This is a genomic window from Salinimicrobium aquimaris (genome assembly GCF_035607535.1).
GTDB lineage: Bacteria > Bacteroidota > Bacteroidia > Flavobacteriales > Flavobacteriaceae > Salinimicrobium.
In genome coordinates this window covers 139,038-154,768 of the sequence record NZ_JAYDZX010000002.1, presented here as the reverse complement: position 1 = coordinate 154,768, position 15,731 = coordinate 139,038, and the positions used below count along the sequence as shown (strand labels likewise).

General features: G+C 42.1%; 16 protein-coding genes. 9 read left to right on the top strand and 7 right to left on the bottom strand.

The annotated features are described in order from the left end of the window. Positions 1-64: 64 nt before the first annotated feature. Positions 65-580 (top strand): DUF2975 domain-containing protein, encoded by a 516-nt coding sequence (locus tag VR862_RS04580; RefSeq protein ID WP_324719786.1) that lies wholly within the window; start codon positions 65-67, stop codon positions 578-580. Positions 581-583: 3 nt separating this feature from the next. Continuing rightward, positions 584-790, top strand: a complete 207-nt coding sequence (locus VR862_RS04575; RefSeq protein ID WP_324719785.1) for a helix-turn-helix domain-containing protein — start codon at positions 584-586, stop codon at positions 788-790. A gap of 945 nt (positions 791-1,735) precedes the next feature. On the opposite strand, the gene VR862_RS04570 is transcribed toward VR862_RS04575, so the two are convergent. The 6 genes from VR862_RS04570 to VR862_RS04545 all read right to left on the bottom strand — a co-directional run bounded on the left by VR862_RS04570 (position 1,736) and on the right by VR862_RS04545 (position 8,695). Beyond that, positions 1,736-1,873, bottom strand: coding sequence for a hypothetical protein (locus VR862_RS04570; RefSeq protein WP_324719784.1), 138 nt, complete (start codon positions 1,871-1,873; stop codon positions 1,736-1,738). A 413-nt stretch (positions 1,874-2,286) separates the two neighbouring features. Then, positions 2,287-2,577, bottom strand: a complete 291-nt coding sequence (locus VR862_RS04565) for a F0F1 ATP synthase subunit delta/epsilon (RefSeq protein WP_324719783.1) — start codon at positions 2,575-2,577, stop codon at positions 2,287-2,289. A gap of 87 nt (positions 2,578-2,664) precedes the next feature. Beyond that, positions 2,665-4,176 carry a F0F1 ATP synthase subunit beta gene (gene atpD / locus VR862_RS04560; RefSeq protein ID WP_324719782.1) on the bottom strand — a complete coding sequence of 504 codons (1,512 nt, stop codon included), beginning with the start codon at positions 4,174-4,176 and terminating at the stop codon, positions 2,665-2,667. A 271-nt stretch (positions 4,177-4,447) separates the two neighbouring features. Further along, positions 4,448-6,295: a glutamine--fructose-6-phosphate transaminase (isomerizing) gene (gene glmS / locus VR862_RS04555; RefSeq protein ID WP_324719781.1), complete on the bottom strand. Its 1,848-nt coding sequence runs from the start codon at positions 6,293-6,295 to the stop codon at positions 4,448-4,450. A 3-nt stretch (positions 6,296-6,298) separates the two neighbouring features. Further along, on the bottom strand, positions 6,299-7,870 hold the full coding sequence (bamH, locus tag VR862_RS04550) for a BamH family beta-barrel-assembly machinery protein (protein ID WP_324719780.1): 1,572 nt from the start codon (positions 7,868-7,870) through the stop codon (positions 6,299-6,301). Between the two features lie 15 nt (positions 7,871-7,885). Then, positions 7,886-8,695, bottom strand: a complete 810-nt coding sequence (locus tag VR862_RS04545) for a glycogen/starch synthase (protein WP_324719779.1) — start codon at positions 8,693-8,695, stop codon at positions 7,886-7,888. A 106-nt stretch (positions 8,696-8,801) separates the two neighbouring features. Here VR862_RS04545 and panC point away from each other — a divergent pair, with 106 nt between their 5' ends. From panC to VR862_RS04515, 6 genes are read left to right on the top strand one after another with little or no spacing between them, the layout of a single operon-like run. Continuing rightward, positions 8,802-9,650, top strand: a complete 849-nt coding sequence (gene panC / locus VR862_RS04540; protein ID WP_324719778.1) for a pantoate--beta-alanine ligase — start codon at positions 8,802-8,804, stop codon at positions 9,648-9,650. 4 nt (positions 9,651-9,654) lie between these two features. After that, complete coding sequence (gene panD, locus VR862_RS04535; protein WP_324719777.1) at positions 9,655-10,005, top strand: aspartate 1-decarboxylase; 351 nt, start codon at positions 9,655-9,657, stop codon at positions 10,003-10,005. Between the two features lie 3 nt (positions 10,006-10,008). Then, the gene (locus VR862_RS04530; RefSeq protein WP_324719776.1) at positions 10,009-10,974 is read left to right on the top strand and encodes a lysylphosphatidylglycerol synthase transmembrane domain-containing protein; all 966 of its coding nucleotides are present in this window, start codon (positions 10,009-10,011) and stop codon (positions 10,972-10,974) included. Positions 10,975-11,010: 36 nt separating this feature from the next. After that, the gene (locus tag VR862_RS04525; RefSeq protein WP_324719775.1) at positions 11,011-12,156 is read left to right on the top strand and encodes an alpha/beta hydrolase; all 1,146 of its coding nucleotides are present in this window, start codon (positions 11,011-11,013) and stop codon (positions 12,154-12,156) included. A 25-nt stretch (positions 12,157-12,181) separates the two neighbouring features. Further along, a complete protein-coding gene (radA, locus tag VR862_RS04520) occupies positions 12,182-13,546 on the top strand; it encodes a DNA repair protein RadA (RefSeq protein WP_324719774.1) in 1,365 nt (454 codons plus the stop codon). Between the two features lie 18 nt (positions 13,547-13,564). After that, on the top strand, positions 13,565-14,089 hold the full coding sequence (locus VR862_RS04515) for a GNAT family N-acetyltransferase (RefSeq protein WP_324719773.1): 525 nt from the start codon (positions 13,565-13,567) through the stop codon (positions 14,087-14,089). Between the two features lie 99 nt (positions 14,090-14,188). Here VR862_RS04515 and VR862_RS04510 read toward each other — a convergent pair whose 3' ends face one another. Continuing rightward, complete coding sequence (locus VR862_RS04510) at positions 14,189-14,389, bottom strand: hypothetical protein (RefSeq protein ID WP_324719772.1); 201 nt, start codon at positions 14,387-14,389, stop codon at positions 14,189-14,191. Between the two features lie 208 nt (positions 14,390-14,597). Here VR862_RS04510 and VR862_RS04505 point away from each other — a divergent pair, with 208 nt between their 5' ends. After that, positions 14,598-15,731 carry a peptidoglycan DD-metalloendopeptidase family protein gene (locus VR862_RS04505; protein ID WP_324719771.1) on the top strand — a complete coding sequence of 378 codons (1,134 nt, stop codon included), beginning with the start codon at positions 14,598-14,600 and terminating at the stop codon, positions 15,729-15,731.

Genomic DNA, 15,731 nt, shown 5'->3' with positions numbered 1-15,731 from the left:
AAAAAATTATTGTTTCTCAATAATTTGAATAGATTTGTTATTGAAAAACAATAAATTATTGATCGTGAAGCCACCAATAATCCTCAAAACAATCTTGGATATTCTATTCCTTTTCGTCATTTTTGGAACCATTATATTTATAATTTTTGTAGGGATCTTTATATTTAATTCCGAGGGATCTATTCCGTTTCGAGTGAACGATAATTTGATAGCCTCGTTAAATGCAGAAGCCTATACTGTGTTGGGGTTCGTCCTGTTGAGCCGCATTCTTTTCATTTACACAGTTTATAAGTTCAAATATCTGGTTCGCTTATTTTTTAAAGGAAAATTTCTCAATGTCGAGCAGGTGAAATTAACCAGAATTATTGGTCAGTTAATTATCATAGTGGCCCTATTAGATACTGTTCCTGGAGTCATATATCAAACATTCTTTGAGCAAAGCCCACGACGAGTGGATTACGGTCTTGCCAGCGCGGATTCCTTTTGGTTTATAATAGCTATAGGTCTCTTCTTCCTGTTTTTGAGCAAAATTTTTGAGAATGCAAGAATCATGAAGGAGGAAAATGAATTAACTGTTTAAGAAATGCCAATATATATTAACCTCGATCTCATGCTTGAAAAGCGAAATATGAAAAGCAATGAACTGGCAGATAGAATTGGTATAACTACAGCAAATCTTTCAATTCTCAAGACCGGTAAAGCAAAGGCTGTGCGGTTCTCTACCCTGGATGCCATTTGCAGAGAGCTGGAATGTCAACCTGGAGATATTCTTGAATTCAGAGAAAATTAATTTTATTGGGCTAAAGCCCTCTTCTCATCTACTTTTAAACCACGCGTTGAAGCCCGTGGTCATTAATGGAAACGGAAATTCTTCAACAAAAAGATATGGCGCTCCTCTGAAGCTCTGCCTCCTCATATCATCATTAACTATAAACATGGCGCCTCTCTGAGGCTTAAATTCCCTACTTGAGAGACCCAGGTATAAATAGGCCATGAATTGCCTGCGGTTTCAGCCGGATGTCTTAAGCTTAAAATTTAGAAGACCTGTTCCGAACTGGGCTGAAGCCTATATTTCTTCTGTTTTTCTAACCCCGGAAATTCTTCAATAAAAAGATATGGCGCTCCTCTGGAGCTCTGCCTCCTCATCTCATCATTTACTATAAACATGGCGCCTCTCTGAGGCTCAAATTACCTACTTGAAGGGCCCAGGTATAAATAGGCCATGAATTGCCTGCGGTTTCAGCCGGATGTCTTAAGCTTAAAATTTAGAATACCTGTTCCGCACTGGGCTGAAGCCTATATTTCTTCTGTTTTTCTGACCCCGGAATTCTTCAACAAAAAGATATGTCGCTCCTCTGGAGCTCTGCCTCCTCATATCATCATTAACTATAAACATGTCGCCTCTCTGAGGCTTAAATTCCCTACTTGAGAGACCCAGGTATAAATAGGCCATGAATTGCCTGCGGTTTCAGCCGGAATGCCTCAAGTTTAAAATTTTGAATACCTGTTCCGCGCTGGGCTGAAGCCTATATTTCTTCTGTTTTTCTGACCCCGGAATTCTTCAACAAAAAGATATGTCGCTCCTCTGGAGCTCTGCCTCCTCATATCATCATTAACTATAAACATGTCGCCTCTCTGAGGCTCATATTATCCTTAAAATTTGGCTGGATTAGAGAACAATGAGTTACCTTGGGTCTCAGCCGGAGGACTGGCTATTTGATTCCCCTCTATTGGGCTAAAGCTCTTTTTCTTTTACTATTTTAAACCACGGGCTGAAGCCCGTGGCAATTGATGGAAACGGGAATTCTTCAATAAAAAGATTTGGCGCCTCTCTGGAGCTCTGCCTTCTCATCTCCTCATTTACTACAAACATGGCGCCTCTCTGAGGCTCATGTTATCCAAAAAATTTGGCTGGATTAGTAAAGAATAATGAGTTACCGTGGGTCTCAGCCGGAGGCCTGGCTCTTTGATTCCCCTCTATTGGGCTAAAGCCTATTTTTTAAACCACGGGCTGAAACCCTTGGCAATTCATGAAGCCTTAGGTATTAAATGCGACCATGAATTGCCTCCGGCTTTAGCCGGAGGATTATTTTATTTCCTGTTCCCAGGGCTTTAGCCGAAAGCTGCACCCAAGCTCCGGAGGAGCGACATATTTATAGGATATAGAACCATCCCCGCAATAAGAGCTCCAGAGGAGCGGCATATCTTCAGCAGGTTTTAAAGGATCTTTAAAAACAAAAAACCCGTTGCTGTCGCAACGGGTTTTTAAATAATATCTATTTCAGCTTAGTCAGCCAGAACAATAACTTTATTGTCCTTCATTTCTATCACTCCTCCTTCAACAGGAAGAACAAGGATCTTACTGTCAGCTGAATCTCTTTTGAAGCTCTTGGCAAGGTCTTCTGAACTCACAGGATGAGAGTGAGTAAACACTTTAATCTCTCCTTTTGTAAGCACCGAAACTATGGGAGCGTGATTGTTCAACATCTGGAACTGCCCCTCCACACCCGGCACACTAACAGAATCAACTTCTGCGCTTAGCAAAACGGCTTCAGGAGTAACTATTTCTAAATACATAATTTTCTAAAATTACAAATTTCAAATCCCCAATTCCAAGAGCTTGTTCTTTTGGAATTTGGAATTTGTGTATTGGGATTTCTCCGCTTATGCTTCAGCTAACATTTTCTCACCGGCTTCGATAGCTTCTTCGATGGTACCTTTAAGGTTGAAGGCAGCTTCCGGCAGGTGATCAAGTTCACCATCCATGATCATGTTGAATCCTTTGATGGTGTCTTTAATGTCTACAAGTACTCCTTTTAGACCTGTAAACTGCTCGGCTACGTGGAACGGCTGAGAAAGGAAACGTTGTACCCTTCTGGCGCGTGACACAGCCAGTTTATCTTCTTCAGAAAGTTCTTCCATACCAAGGATGGCGATGATGTCCTGAAGTTCTTTATATCTCTGTAATAACTCTTTTACTCTTTGCGCACAGTTGTAGTGATCTGCACCAAGAATTTCAGCAGTAAGGATACGCGAAGTAGAATCTAGTGGATCTACCGCAGGATAGATACCAAGCTCGGCGATCTTACGTGAAAGTACTGTGGTTGCATCAAGGTGAGCGAAAGTCGTAGCAGGCGCAGGGTCTGTCAAGTCATCTGCAGGTACGTAAACCGCCTGTACAGATGTAATAGATCCATTCTTTGTAGAAGTAATACGCTCCTGCATCGCACCCATCTCTGTTGCAAGTGTAGGCTGGTAACCTACCGCAGAAGGCATACGCCCTAGAAGTGCAGATACCTCAGATCCTGCCTGTGTGAATCGGAAAATGTTATCGATAAAGAAAAGTACGTCTTTCCCCTGTCCTTCTCCGGCTCCATCTCGGAAGTACTCTGCAATGGTTAGTCCTGAAAGGGCCACACGTGCACGTGCTCCGGGAGGTTCGTTCATCTGTCCGAATACGAAAGTTGCTTTAGAATCTAAAAGCGCGCTTTTGTCTACTTTTTGAAGATCCCATCCTCCTTCTTCCATAGAATGCATGAAGTCTTCGCCGTAACGAATAATTCCGGATTCAAGCATCTCTCTCAAAAGGTCATTTCCTTCACGGGTTCTTTCACCAACCCCGGCGAATACAGAAAGTCCACCGTGACCTTTAGCGATGTTGTTGATCAATTCCTGGATAAGTACGGTTTTACCAACCCCGGCACCTCCAAAAAGACCAATTTTACCTCCTTTTGCATAAGGCTCAATAAGGTCAATAACTTTAATTCCTGTAAAAAGTACTTCGGTAGAAACAGATAAGTCCTCAAATTTAGGAGCCTGTCTGTGGATTGGAAGACCATTTTCATGTGCTTTAGGAAGATCCCCAAGACCATCAATGGAATCTCCTACCACATTGAACAAGCGACCAAAAACCTCTTTTCCGATAGGCATCTGGATAGGAGCTCCAGTTGCAAGCACTTCAACTCCGCGGCTCAACCCATCGGTAGAATCCATGGAAACTGTTCTTACTGTATCTTCTCCAATGTGAGATTGAACCTCAAGAACTAATATTGATCCATCTTTCCTGGTAACCTCAAGTGAATCGTAAATTCTTGGCAATTCAGCATTCTCTGAGTCGAACTTTACGTCAACAACAGGACCGATAACCTGTGCAACTTTACCTGTAACTTTAGACATTATCTATTCCTTTAATATTGTGATTTTATAAATAACTAAAAAAGAACCACTAACAACTTTTTACGGGTGATAAAAAGCGCATGCCTTTTTCAGGCTGCAAAGATAGTTTTTTTGTATAAAAGTCTATAAGAGAAATAATAACTTTTTCAGCAAAGCTTAAGCAGAAAGAGATTGCAGCTGAAATACCTCTCAAAAATGTCATTTTTGGGACCATTTAAAAAGGGAAAGTCCGCAACAATGGCGGACTTTTCTTGAAATATTTGAATATAGGTTATTCTACTGTAACCGATTTCGCCAGGTTCCTTGGCTGGTCAACGTTCTTCCCGAGCATTACTGCTATGTGGTAGGAAAGCAACTGTAAAGGAATAGTGGTCAAAAGCGGAGTAAGAGATTCAATCGTGTCTGGCACCTCGATCACATAATCTGCAAGATCTCTAACGCTGGTATCACCCTCGGTGACGATCCCAATGATCTTACCCTGCCTGGACTTGATCTCCTGAATGTTGCTCACTACTTTTTCGTAGTGACCTTTTCTGGTAGCAATAACCACTACAGGCATCTCTTCATCGATAAGCGCAATTGGCCCGTGTTTCATTTCTGCAGCAGGATAACCTTCTGCATGGATATAGGAAATCTCCTTTAGTTTAAGTGCTCCTTCCAGGGCAACCGGGAAATTGAATCCGCGGCCGAGGTAGAGGCAGTTTCGCGCATCCTTGTATTTGAACGCAACTTCCTTGATATGCTCATTTGCTTCCAATGCCACTTCTATTTTCTGCGGAATTGTCTCCAGCTCCTGCAGGTGCATGTGGAAATCTGTGTTCGAAATACTTCCTTTTGCCTTGGCAAGTTTTAAGGCGATCAAGGTAAGTACTGTAATTTGCGTTGTAAAAGCCTTTGTCGAAGCCACTCCAATCTCTGGACCGGCGTGAGTATAAGCTCCCGCGTTGGTCTCCCTTGAAATGGATGATCCCACAACATTACACACTCCAAAAACGAATGCTCCTTTTTCCTTGGCAAGCTTTATAGCCGCCATAGTATCGGCTGTTTCCCCACTTTGGGAAATAGCGATCACAATATCATCTGAATTGATTATAGGATTCCTGTAACGGAATTCTGAAGCATATTCAACTTCAACAGGGATACGTGCCAGGTCTTCGAAAATGTATTCAGCAACAAGTCCTGCATGCCATGAAGTTCCGCAGGCCACAATAACGATCCTCTTTGCATTTAAAAAACGCTCCAGGTTATCGTCAATTCCGGCCATCCTGATGATACCCTCTTCAGCATTTAACCTTCCGCGGTAAGTATCCTTAATAGCGCTTGGTTGCTCATAGATCTCCTTCAGCATAAAATGATCGAAGCTATTCTTTTCGATCTGCTCAAGGTTAAGCTGTAATTCCTGAATATAAGGATCAACCAGACTGTCATCCTTGATCTTTCTAACCTTTACTCCTTTATCCCTTCTCACCACAGCCATTTCCCCGTCTTCCAGGTAAATTGCATTGTTGGTGAATTCAATAAAAGGAGAAGCATCTGAAGCGATGAAGTATTCATCCTCCCCAACCCCAATAGCAAGAGGGCTACCCAGGCGGGCAACTACTATTTCGTTTGGCTTGGTCTTATCAAAAACAGCAATAGCGTAAGCACCTACAGTTTGATTAAGAGCAATTTGCACTGCTTTTCCAAGCTTTACATCTTCCTTCTTAATCACATCTTCAATAAGATTTACAAGTACTTCTGTATCTGTATCAGATTCAAATTTGTATCCACGCGTAGTCAATTCCTTTTTTAAACTCTCATAATTCTCAATGATCCCGTTATGGATGATCACAAGATTCCCGGAGTTGGAGATGTGGGGATGTGAATTCACGTCATTCGGCACCCCATGAGTTGCCCACCTTGTATGTCCAATCCCTAAAGTCCCCGAAGTCTCAACTTCGCTCTCCATTTTTTCCTTTAGATCGGCAACCTTTCCTTTAGTCTTACTTACTTTAAGTTCTTTATCGTCGTACAACGCAATACCCGCACTGTCGTATCCTCTGTACTCCAGCCTTTGAAGACCTTTCAATACAATTGGGTAGGCTTCTCTATGGCCAATATACCCTACAATTCCACACATACTCTAATTCTTTGGTTCTGTATAATAAATCTTAAGCTTAAGACGCTTATCTTCATCTTCTGCATTTGGTCCGTAAAGCACGGTACCTTCCGGGGTGAGCAAGGCTCCACCCGGCACTCTCTGCACCTCCGGGTTAGCCGAAGGGAGCACACGGTAAGTTGAGATCAGGTTTACATTTTGGGTAACCACCAATCCTAATTTCACATTTGTAGAATCCCTGTTTAGAAGTTCATCTATATGGTTTGTTACTCTAATTCTATATTTTACTCCATTCCCGTTCTCATCTCTTGTCAATGGCTGCAGGTGCAAACGGTTTGCAGCCGAGGATGTAGAGTTGGGCTGACCTACATTCTCCAGAATATAATCAGCTAAAATAGAGTTGTTATTAAGATCATACAGGTAAAGTCTTTCGGCTTCATTGAGATTCGTGCCGGTGGTATAATCCCTGTTGACAAAGAACTCAAGATTGGCCTCATTAATTAGCCAGTCATTATCCCTTAGGAATTCAAGTTCATCTGAGATCCCATCGTTATTGGCATCGGGACCTGAAAAAAGTTCAATAACCGCCATGGAGCCTTCCCCTCCTTTAAGGAAAAGATTCTCTCCCTCAAACTGAGGAACTTCCTGCTCGAAAGTATTTACTCTTACTCCGCCAAATTTTAAGGTGTATGATCTTCTAACTTCAATTAGTTCCTCAAAATCGTCGTCATCATCAAGGTCGGTGGCATCTACAACTTTCGTTTTATAGTAAATGGTGATCCCGGCATCAGAATGCAGCAAATTAAGCAGCATCATAGTGCCACCGTTGCTTACCTCATCGGCTTTTAAATAAAGCCCTCTAAAGTAATTCTTGAAATTTGATTGGTTCAAAAGAGAAGCTGTCCCGGCCTTATCTAATATCTTATTCTGAAAAAAGTTATTGTTGAGCTTCAGTCTCAAAGCAGGGGCCATGGTCACAGTATCAGTCACTCCCGAGCCATCTACGATATACTCTGTTCTTTCTTCAGCTGAAGGTTCAAAACTTTCAGTTTCATACAGCACATCAGGATTGATGTTACTCATGATCTGAGGTTCCAGATTAGAGTAGTAACGTTGTGCCTGCTCAAAATTTGTTTCAGGATCAAAAGTATTCAGAAAGTAGTTGGATTCATAAACAGACAACTTAAAGGGAGAGCTTCCGTAGATAGAATCAAGTGCGTAAACCACTTCATCATCTTCAAGTACCTCACGAGAAAAGTAAGGTATGGCAAGAACCACACTGTCTACTACAGGTTCAGTTCCAAAAGAAGGGTTTTCTGAAGTGAGGAGAAGATTTGACAAGATGCTTGCCTCCTGTGTTCCAAACACCTCATCCCGGTACACCCCAAGCAAATTGAGAGGCAGGTTGTTTGTTTGCACTGCCGGCAAGTCATAGGAATGTGCAGAGATCATTGCGTCATCATAAAGACTCGCATTAAAACCCGGTTCTCCAATTACACTACTTCCTACTGTTGCAAAGTCATCTTCACAAGCTATAAAAGAAATAACAACAGCTACAACTGTTGTTATTTTCAACATCGTATTCTTTAAATTCATTCGAATTTTTTCTAATTATGACAGTACCTGCGTGGTATAGAATTCCTGATAAGCCTGGGCAAATTCTTCCCGGTTCTTATAGTCTAAAACAGGCTTGGCAAGTTTACTCAAATATTTTTTAAGTTCTTCAGGAATATTATCTCCTGCAATTACAACAGCATCAGAATTATCTACAGCTGTTTTCATAAGATTTACATACGAAGGCTTTTTCAAGTGCTTCACCTGTTCATTCTCAAGTCCGTCGAATAAAACTTTTTTATGCATATCGTTATCTAACGTGCCTTCAAAGTCCTGATTGTACACAGAGGTAACAATTTTGGCCTCACTAAACAACGGCTCGTTTCCATAATAATTGCGCAAATACAATGGCAGTAAAGAAGACAACCAGCCATTTACATGGATTATATCGGGAGACCAGTTGAGCTTTTTCACAGTCTCTATAACGCCCTTAGCAAAGAATATTGCCCTTTCGTCATTGTCGGGAAAAAGATTACCTTCTTCATCGGTTAGGGTCGCTTTTCTTTTAAAGTAATCTTCATTGTCGATAAAGTAGACCTGCATTCTCTCCTTCGGAATAGATGCCACCTTAATAATAAGAGGCATATCCAGATCATTGATGACCAGGTTCATACCGGAGAGCCTTATGACCTCATGAAGCTGATGTCTTCTCTCATTGATATTTCCAAAACGCGGCATAAATATGCGTATTTGACCTCCCTGGTTGTTAACCATTCGGGGAGCTTCAAAAGACATAGATGAAATTTCGGTTTCGGGCAAGTAGGGAATAACTTCAGATGATACGTACAATATCCTCTTATCTTTCATAGGATCACTTTAATGCTGTTGTGAAATAAAAACACGCAAAAATACAAAATTTTATGCAGATTGCCAGTATTATATTAAGTTTGCAAGCCGTAAATTTCGGAATAAGATGCAGATTTTTAAGGAGAAGGAAGCTCTAAAAAAGCAGATCAAGGCTTTAAAAAATGACAAAAAAACAATAGGTTTTGTTCCTACCATGGGGGCATTACATGAAGGCCACCTTTCCCTTGTTGAGCAGGCACTTAAAACCTGTGACAAAGTTGTTGTCAGTATCTTTGTAAATCCCACCCAATTTGATAACCCTGAAGATCTTCAAAAATATCCGCGAACCCTGGAGAAGGATGTGGAGCAAATAAAAGAGCTAAGCGAGGAGGTGATCATTTTTTCTCCCCCGGCTTCTGAGATGTATGGCGATAGCGTAACTTCAGAAGAGTTCTCCTTCGACGGACTGGAGCATCAAATGGAAGGAAAATTCCGGAAAGGCCATTTTAACGGCGTGGGAACCATTGTCAAAAAACTGTTTGAAATGGTCGAGCCCGATAAAGCCTTTTTTGGAGAGAAAGATTACCAGCAATTACAGATCATCAAAAAGCTTGTTGAAAAACAAAACCTTAATGTAGAGGTAATTGGTTGCCCAATACATAGAGAGGCCAACGGCCTTGCCCGCAGTTCCCGAAATGAAAGGTTATCTCCTTTAGAACGACAAACTGCCGCGTTCATCTACCAGATCCTGAAGCAGGTTAAAGAAGATTTTGGCACAAAAAGTGCAAAAGAGATAAATGACTGGGTATTAGCTCAGTTTGAATCCCAACCTGCATTGAACCTGGAGTATTTTGAGATTGCAAATGCAGACAGTTTGGTAAGTATTGAAGAAGAGGATAGAATTCAGAAGTATCGCGCCTTTATTGCCGCATATTCCGGCGACATAAGGTTAATTGATAACATAGCTTTAAATTAGCAGCATGCAAATCCACGTTGTAAAATCCAAGATCCACCGCGTAAAAGTAACAGGAGCAGACCTAAATTACATTGGCAGTATCACCATAGATGAAGATCTTATGGACGCAGCCAACATCATTGAAGGTGAAAAAGTGCAGATCGTTAACAATAATAACGGCGAAAGACTTGAGACTTACGCGATTCCCGGCCCCCGTAACAGTGGGGAGATCACTCTTAATGGAGCCGCTGCCCGTAAGGTGGCAAAGGGAGATATTTTAATCCTCATCACCTACGCGATTATGGACATAGAAGAGGCTAAAGAATTCAAACCATCACTTGTCTTCCCTAACGAAGAAACCAATCTCCTGAATTAGGTCTTGAAGAAAAAGCTGATAAAATTTTCCAGGACGTTCCTCCCGCTGTTGCTTGGAATATTTTTGATCTGGTATTCTTTGAGCAGTTCAACTCCCGCCGAGCGCCAGGAATTGTGGAATAATATCAAACTTGCCGACCTAAAATGGGTTTATCTTAGTGTTTTTCTTGGAATACTATCTCACCTATCCCGGGCCTATCGCTGGAAGTATTTACTTGAGCCTCTTGGTTACAAGCCGCATTTGGCCAATAGTTTTATGGCAGTTATGGGCGGATATCTTGCCAACCTTGGCGTTCCCAGATCCGGGGAGGTACTTAGGGGAGCAACCATCTCCACTTATGAAAAGATCCCCTTTGACAAAGCCTTTGGCACCATAGTTTCTGAAAGGATTGCCGACCTGGCGATGGTCCTCCTTATAACCACCTTTGGATTTCTCATTCAGACTGAAGGGCTGGTAAATTACTTTGCAGAAAATGATATCAACCCTTTTATCTCTATTGGAATATTTCTGGTATTTATAATATTTGGGGTGTTTGTACTCAACCTGGTGAGAAGATCAAGTCACCCATTTATGATCAAGATAAAAGACTTTGCCCGTGGTTTGCTGGAAGGCATGCGCAGTATCGTGAGAATGAAAAGGAAGAAGGAATTCATCTTTCACACCATTTTCATCTGGACCATGTATCTGTTAATGTTCTACGTAATAAAATTCGCAATTCCCGAGACCAATTCCCTCTCTGTAGCCGGGTTTATGGCTGCCTTTATTGTGGGAACTTTTGCCATAACTACTACAAATGGCGGCATTGGAGTATATCCCATTGCTATGGGTGCAGTCCTTCTGCTTTTTGGAGTGAATCAACAGGCCGGCGAAGCATTCGGCTGGATAATGTGGGGTTCACAAACACTCATGGTGCTTATCCTTGGCGGACTTTCCTTCTTATTTCTTCCCATTTATAATCAAAAGAAATAAAATTCTATATTGCTTTAGGAAATAAACCTACTGCGTATGAAGAAATTATACTTTTTTGTCTTCCTTTTTTTAGGTGTTCAACTGAGTTTTGCACAAACTATTTACAAGACCATAAATTCCTCCAGACTTGGAAAAGAGCGGGAGCTGAAAATTCAGTTGCCACGGAATTATGAAAAGAACTCAAAAAAAAGGTACCCGTTAATCATTGTTTTAGACGGGGATTATCTTTTTGAGCCTATGGCCGGTAATGTAGACTACTATTCCTATTGGGATGAGATTCCAGAAGCCATCGTTGTAGGGGTAAACCAGGCAAGCAGCAGAAATGATGACAGCACATACGACCCTCAACGCTTTCTTCCCGAAAAAAAAGGCGCTCAGTTTTTTGAATTTTTGGGACTTGAGCTTTTACCTTTTTTAGACAATACCTATCGCACTTCAAAATTTGTTGCAGTTGCGGGGCATGATATTACGGCGAACTTTATTAATTATTATCTGTTTAAGCCTCAGCCTCTGTTCCACGCGTACATAAATCTAAGCCCCGACCTGGCTCCCGAAATGAACAACAGGCTGGTTGAAACCCTTTCCACCTGTGAAACTCCCAGGTGGTTTTACCTTGCTACGGGCACTAATGATATACCTCAGCTCAAAAAGAATATCAGGGATCTGGACAAGCAAATCGCCCCTATAGAAAACAATAAGCTACACTACAAATTCGATGACCTGGAATCGGCCACCCATTACACCCTTATTGGAAATGCATTACCCAGGGCTTTAGAACATATTTTCCAATCCTATAAGCCTATAGGCCTCAAGGAATATGACGAGCTGGTGGTTATGGATGGTTCTGCCTATGAATATCTTACAGATAAATACGAGCTCATTAATAATAGTTTTGGAGTTGAAAAGTTGGTTCGAATCAATGATTTTCTTGCTGTAGGAAAAGCCATCGAATACCGTGAAAGATGGGACGATCTTGAAAGACTCGGGGAACTGGCCCAGAAACAGTATCCAAATCTCACCTTAGGCAATTACTACCTGGCTCGTGCCTACGAGGCTAACGGTCAACCTAAGAAGGCCATGAAAACCTACCAAAGTGCCTACGGAAAAGAAGAAGTAGCCTTCGTTACCATCGATTTTATGCTGGAAAAAGCAGACCTAATTAAACAAGATTTCGGTTATTAGCAGCTCAAACAGTAGCTTCTGAAAAATGGCAAAACCCAAGACCTTTTACTTTTGTCAAAACTGCGGTGCACAGCACAGCAAGTGGCAGGGACAGTGCAACTCCTGCCGTGAATGGAACACACTTGTAGAGGAGGTAGTAGAAAAAGCTGATAAAAAATCATGGAAGAGCGAAGCCTCTCCTGCTGCCCGAAAAGTAGCAAAACCACTCCGTATTTCTGAAATTGAGGTCTCCAAGGAGGAAAGGTTGAAAACTAATAATCAGGAACTTGATCGCGTTCTGGGCGGTGGAATTGTTCCCGGCTCCCTTATACTCTTAGGCGGCGAACCCGGAATTGGAAAAAGCACCCTGCTGCTCCAGATCTCCCTGAACTTCAGTTTACGAACCCTTTATGTTTCGGGGGAAGAGAGTCAGCAACAAATAAAGATGCGCGCTCAGCGTATCAATCCAAATTCAGATAAGTGTTTCATCTTAACCGAAACCAAGACCCAGAACATATTTCAACAGATTGAGAAGCTGGAACCCGAGATCGTCATCATCGATTCGATCCAGACCCTGCACAGTGACTACATAGAAAGCGGTCCGGGCAGTATCTCCCAGATAAGAGAATGTACCGCCGAACTTATTAAATACGCTAAAGAAACAGCTACTCCGGTAATCCTAATAGGTCACATCACAAAAGAAGGCAGTATAGCAGGACCAAAGATCCTGGAGCATATGGTAGATACTGTCCTTCAGTTCGAAGGGGATCGCAACCACGTTTACCGAATCTTGCGAGCTCATAAAAATAGATTTGGTTCTACGAATGAACTGGGAATTTATGAGATGCAAGGCAACGGACTGCGGGAAGTGAGCAATCCTTCAGAAATTTTGATCTCGAAGAACGAAGAAGATCTTAGCGGAACTGCAATTGCAGCCACGCTGGAAGGCATGCGCCCGCTCATGATCGAAATACAGGCTCTTGTTAGTTCGGCTGTTTATGGAACTCCTCAACGTTCGGCCACGGGCTACAATGCCAAACGACTGAATATGCTGCTGGCTGTTCTGGAAAAACGGGCCGGTTTTAGACTGGGCGCAAAAGATGTGTTCCTAAATATTACGGGAGGAATTTCTGTAGATGATCCTGCACTGGACCTGGCTGTTGTCGCAGCTATTCTCTCTTCCAATGAAGACATTGCCATTCCCAAAGACATCTGCTTTGCTGCGGAAATTGGACTGGCCGGAGAAGTTCGTCCTGTCACGCGAGTGGAACAGCGAATTCTGGAGGCAGAAAAGCTTGGCTTTAGCAGTATAGTTGTGTCGAGTCAAAACAAATTTCCAAAGAACAACTTCGCCATCAAGGTCCAGAAAGTGTCGAAAATCGAGGATGTAGTCAGCTTTTTGTTTGGATAACCTCTTTAACTGTACAAAATGCCTGCTGAAAATGTCATTTTTGAAAAGCTTTCTTCCGGAGATCTTCAGGAGCTGAAGGAGATAAGCCGAAAAACCTTTACCGATGCCTTTGGCGCCGACAATAATCCGGAAGATCTGAAGCTTTACCTCAACACTGCATTTGGAGAAGAGAACCTTCGGCAGGAACTCCTAAATCCTTTGTCAGAATTTTATTTTGCAAAGCTCAATGGAGAAACAGTGGGATATTTCAAGATCAACCTCGGGGACGCACAAACTGATTTTCGGGAAGAGGACGGCATGGAACTGGAGAGGATCTATGTGAGGAAAGATTTTCAGAATAAGAAGATCGGGCAGAAAATGCTGGATACAGTGATCGAGATGGCAATTCAGCGGAAAATGCGCTATCTGTGGCTGGGTGTTTGGGAAAAGAATAGCCGCGCAATAGAATTCTATAAACGAAATTTTTTTAAGTTGGAAGGTTCGCACCCATACATGGTGGGTAATGACAGGCAGACCGACAAGATCATGAAGCTGTTCCTTTAAAAGCCTTAGCTTCCAAAAATGACTTTTTTGATCAATCCTCAAATTAAATAGGAGGAATTGGCATTCCCCCTATTAAAGATCAATTATTTTCTTGTGGCTCTATCTGTGTTGTGCGGCCACCTCATCGGTATCCTTCCTGTATTTAAGCATGGAGATACCTGCAATAAAGAAGATGAACCCAAGAATGGCCAAAGCCCAGGGATTCAACATTAAGGCAAGGCTACCAAAAACGCCTAATACGCCCATCACTAATGCGATTGCACCACCAACTAACATAATAACTGCTAAGATCTTGATCATAACTTTAGATTTTAGTTAGGTTATTAAAATTAGAGAATAAGGCTGCACCAGCTTTTAAATTAACAATACTTAAAGTGAAATTTTGGTAAAAACGCTAATTTTTTATCATTTAAATACTGACTAAAAATAAAGAATCAACTGCTTCTCAGATCTGTCCATGCTAATTATTTTCTGGCGCAAGTGGCACAGTTTCTGCTTCTTAACGAGCGTGAAAAAGAAGAAATTCCTTTATTTTATCAGTTTTATCCTGGCTGTTATCCTTTTGCCTTCATGTTCGGGGATAAACAAAGCCAAAGATCTTTTTATCAAGCCAACTGCAAGAGAACAATACGAAAGAGATTTTGAGAAAGATCCTGCAGCTTTTGCAGAATGGAAAATGGCTTTTAAAAATGCTCTTTTTGACAGTGTAGCTGTTTCTCTCCCCTATGCGGAGGCAGGCAGATTCACTGCTACAAACTCCGAAGTTTACACCTACGACCTTGATCTAAATCCCGGAGAACGTCTTCTTGTTGAGGTAGAAAGTGATTCTGTAAAACCGCTGATTTTTCTCGACCTGTATGAGCAAAAAAAGGATTCGTTGTCTTTTTTCAACCACCTCCTTTCAGCCGGACTTGAAGAATATAAGATCCAGTACGAACCGGAACAACCCGGAACGTACAAACTTTTGGTACAGCCGGAAGTCGGTGCTACTTCAGCTTTTACTTTAAAGATATATACAGAACCGGTCTATTCTTTTCCTGTGGCCGACAGGGATGATTCGGCTGTTCAAAGTTTTTGGGGAGCAGCCCGCGATGGTGGAAGGAGAAGCCATGAAGGAATTGACATTTTTGCCCCCAGAGGTACACCCGTAGTTGCTGCAACAGAAGGAAGAGTTTCTTCCACAGGAAATAAAGGACTGGGTGGAAAACAGGTTTGGCTGCGGGATCGAAAAAGGGGCACTTCCCTTTACTATGCGCATCTCGACAGCATTATCGCCCGCCCGGGCATGAAAGTTTTTCCGGGGGATACTTTGGGCCTCGTAGGAAACACCGGAAACGCCCGGACCACTCCGCCGCATTTGCATTTTGGGATCTACAAAGGCTATCGCGGAGCCCAAAATCCTTTTCCGTACGTTCGCAGAACTCCTGTCCCAAAGCACTTGACTTTAGAAAACACCTCTGAATTCCTACTGGCTACGGGAGCTGCCAACCTTAGAAAAGGCCCTTCTACAAGATCTGAAATTGCCAGTAAAGCTAAGAAAAATGATACCCTTAGGTTCCTTGGAGAGACAAAGGATTGGTATCATGCGAGGCTAAGGAATGAGAATTTTTTCATCCACAAAAGCCTCGCCGATCCCATATAA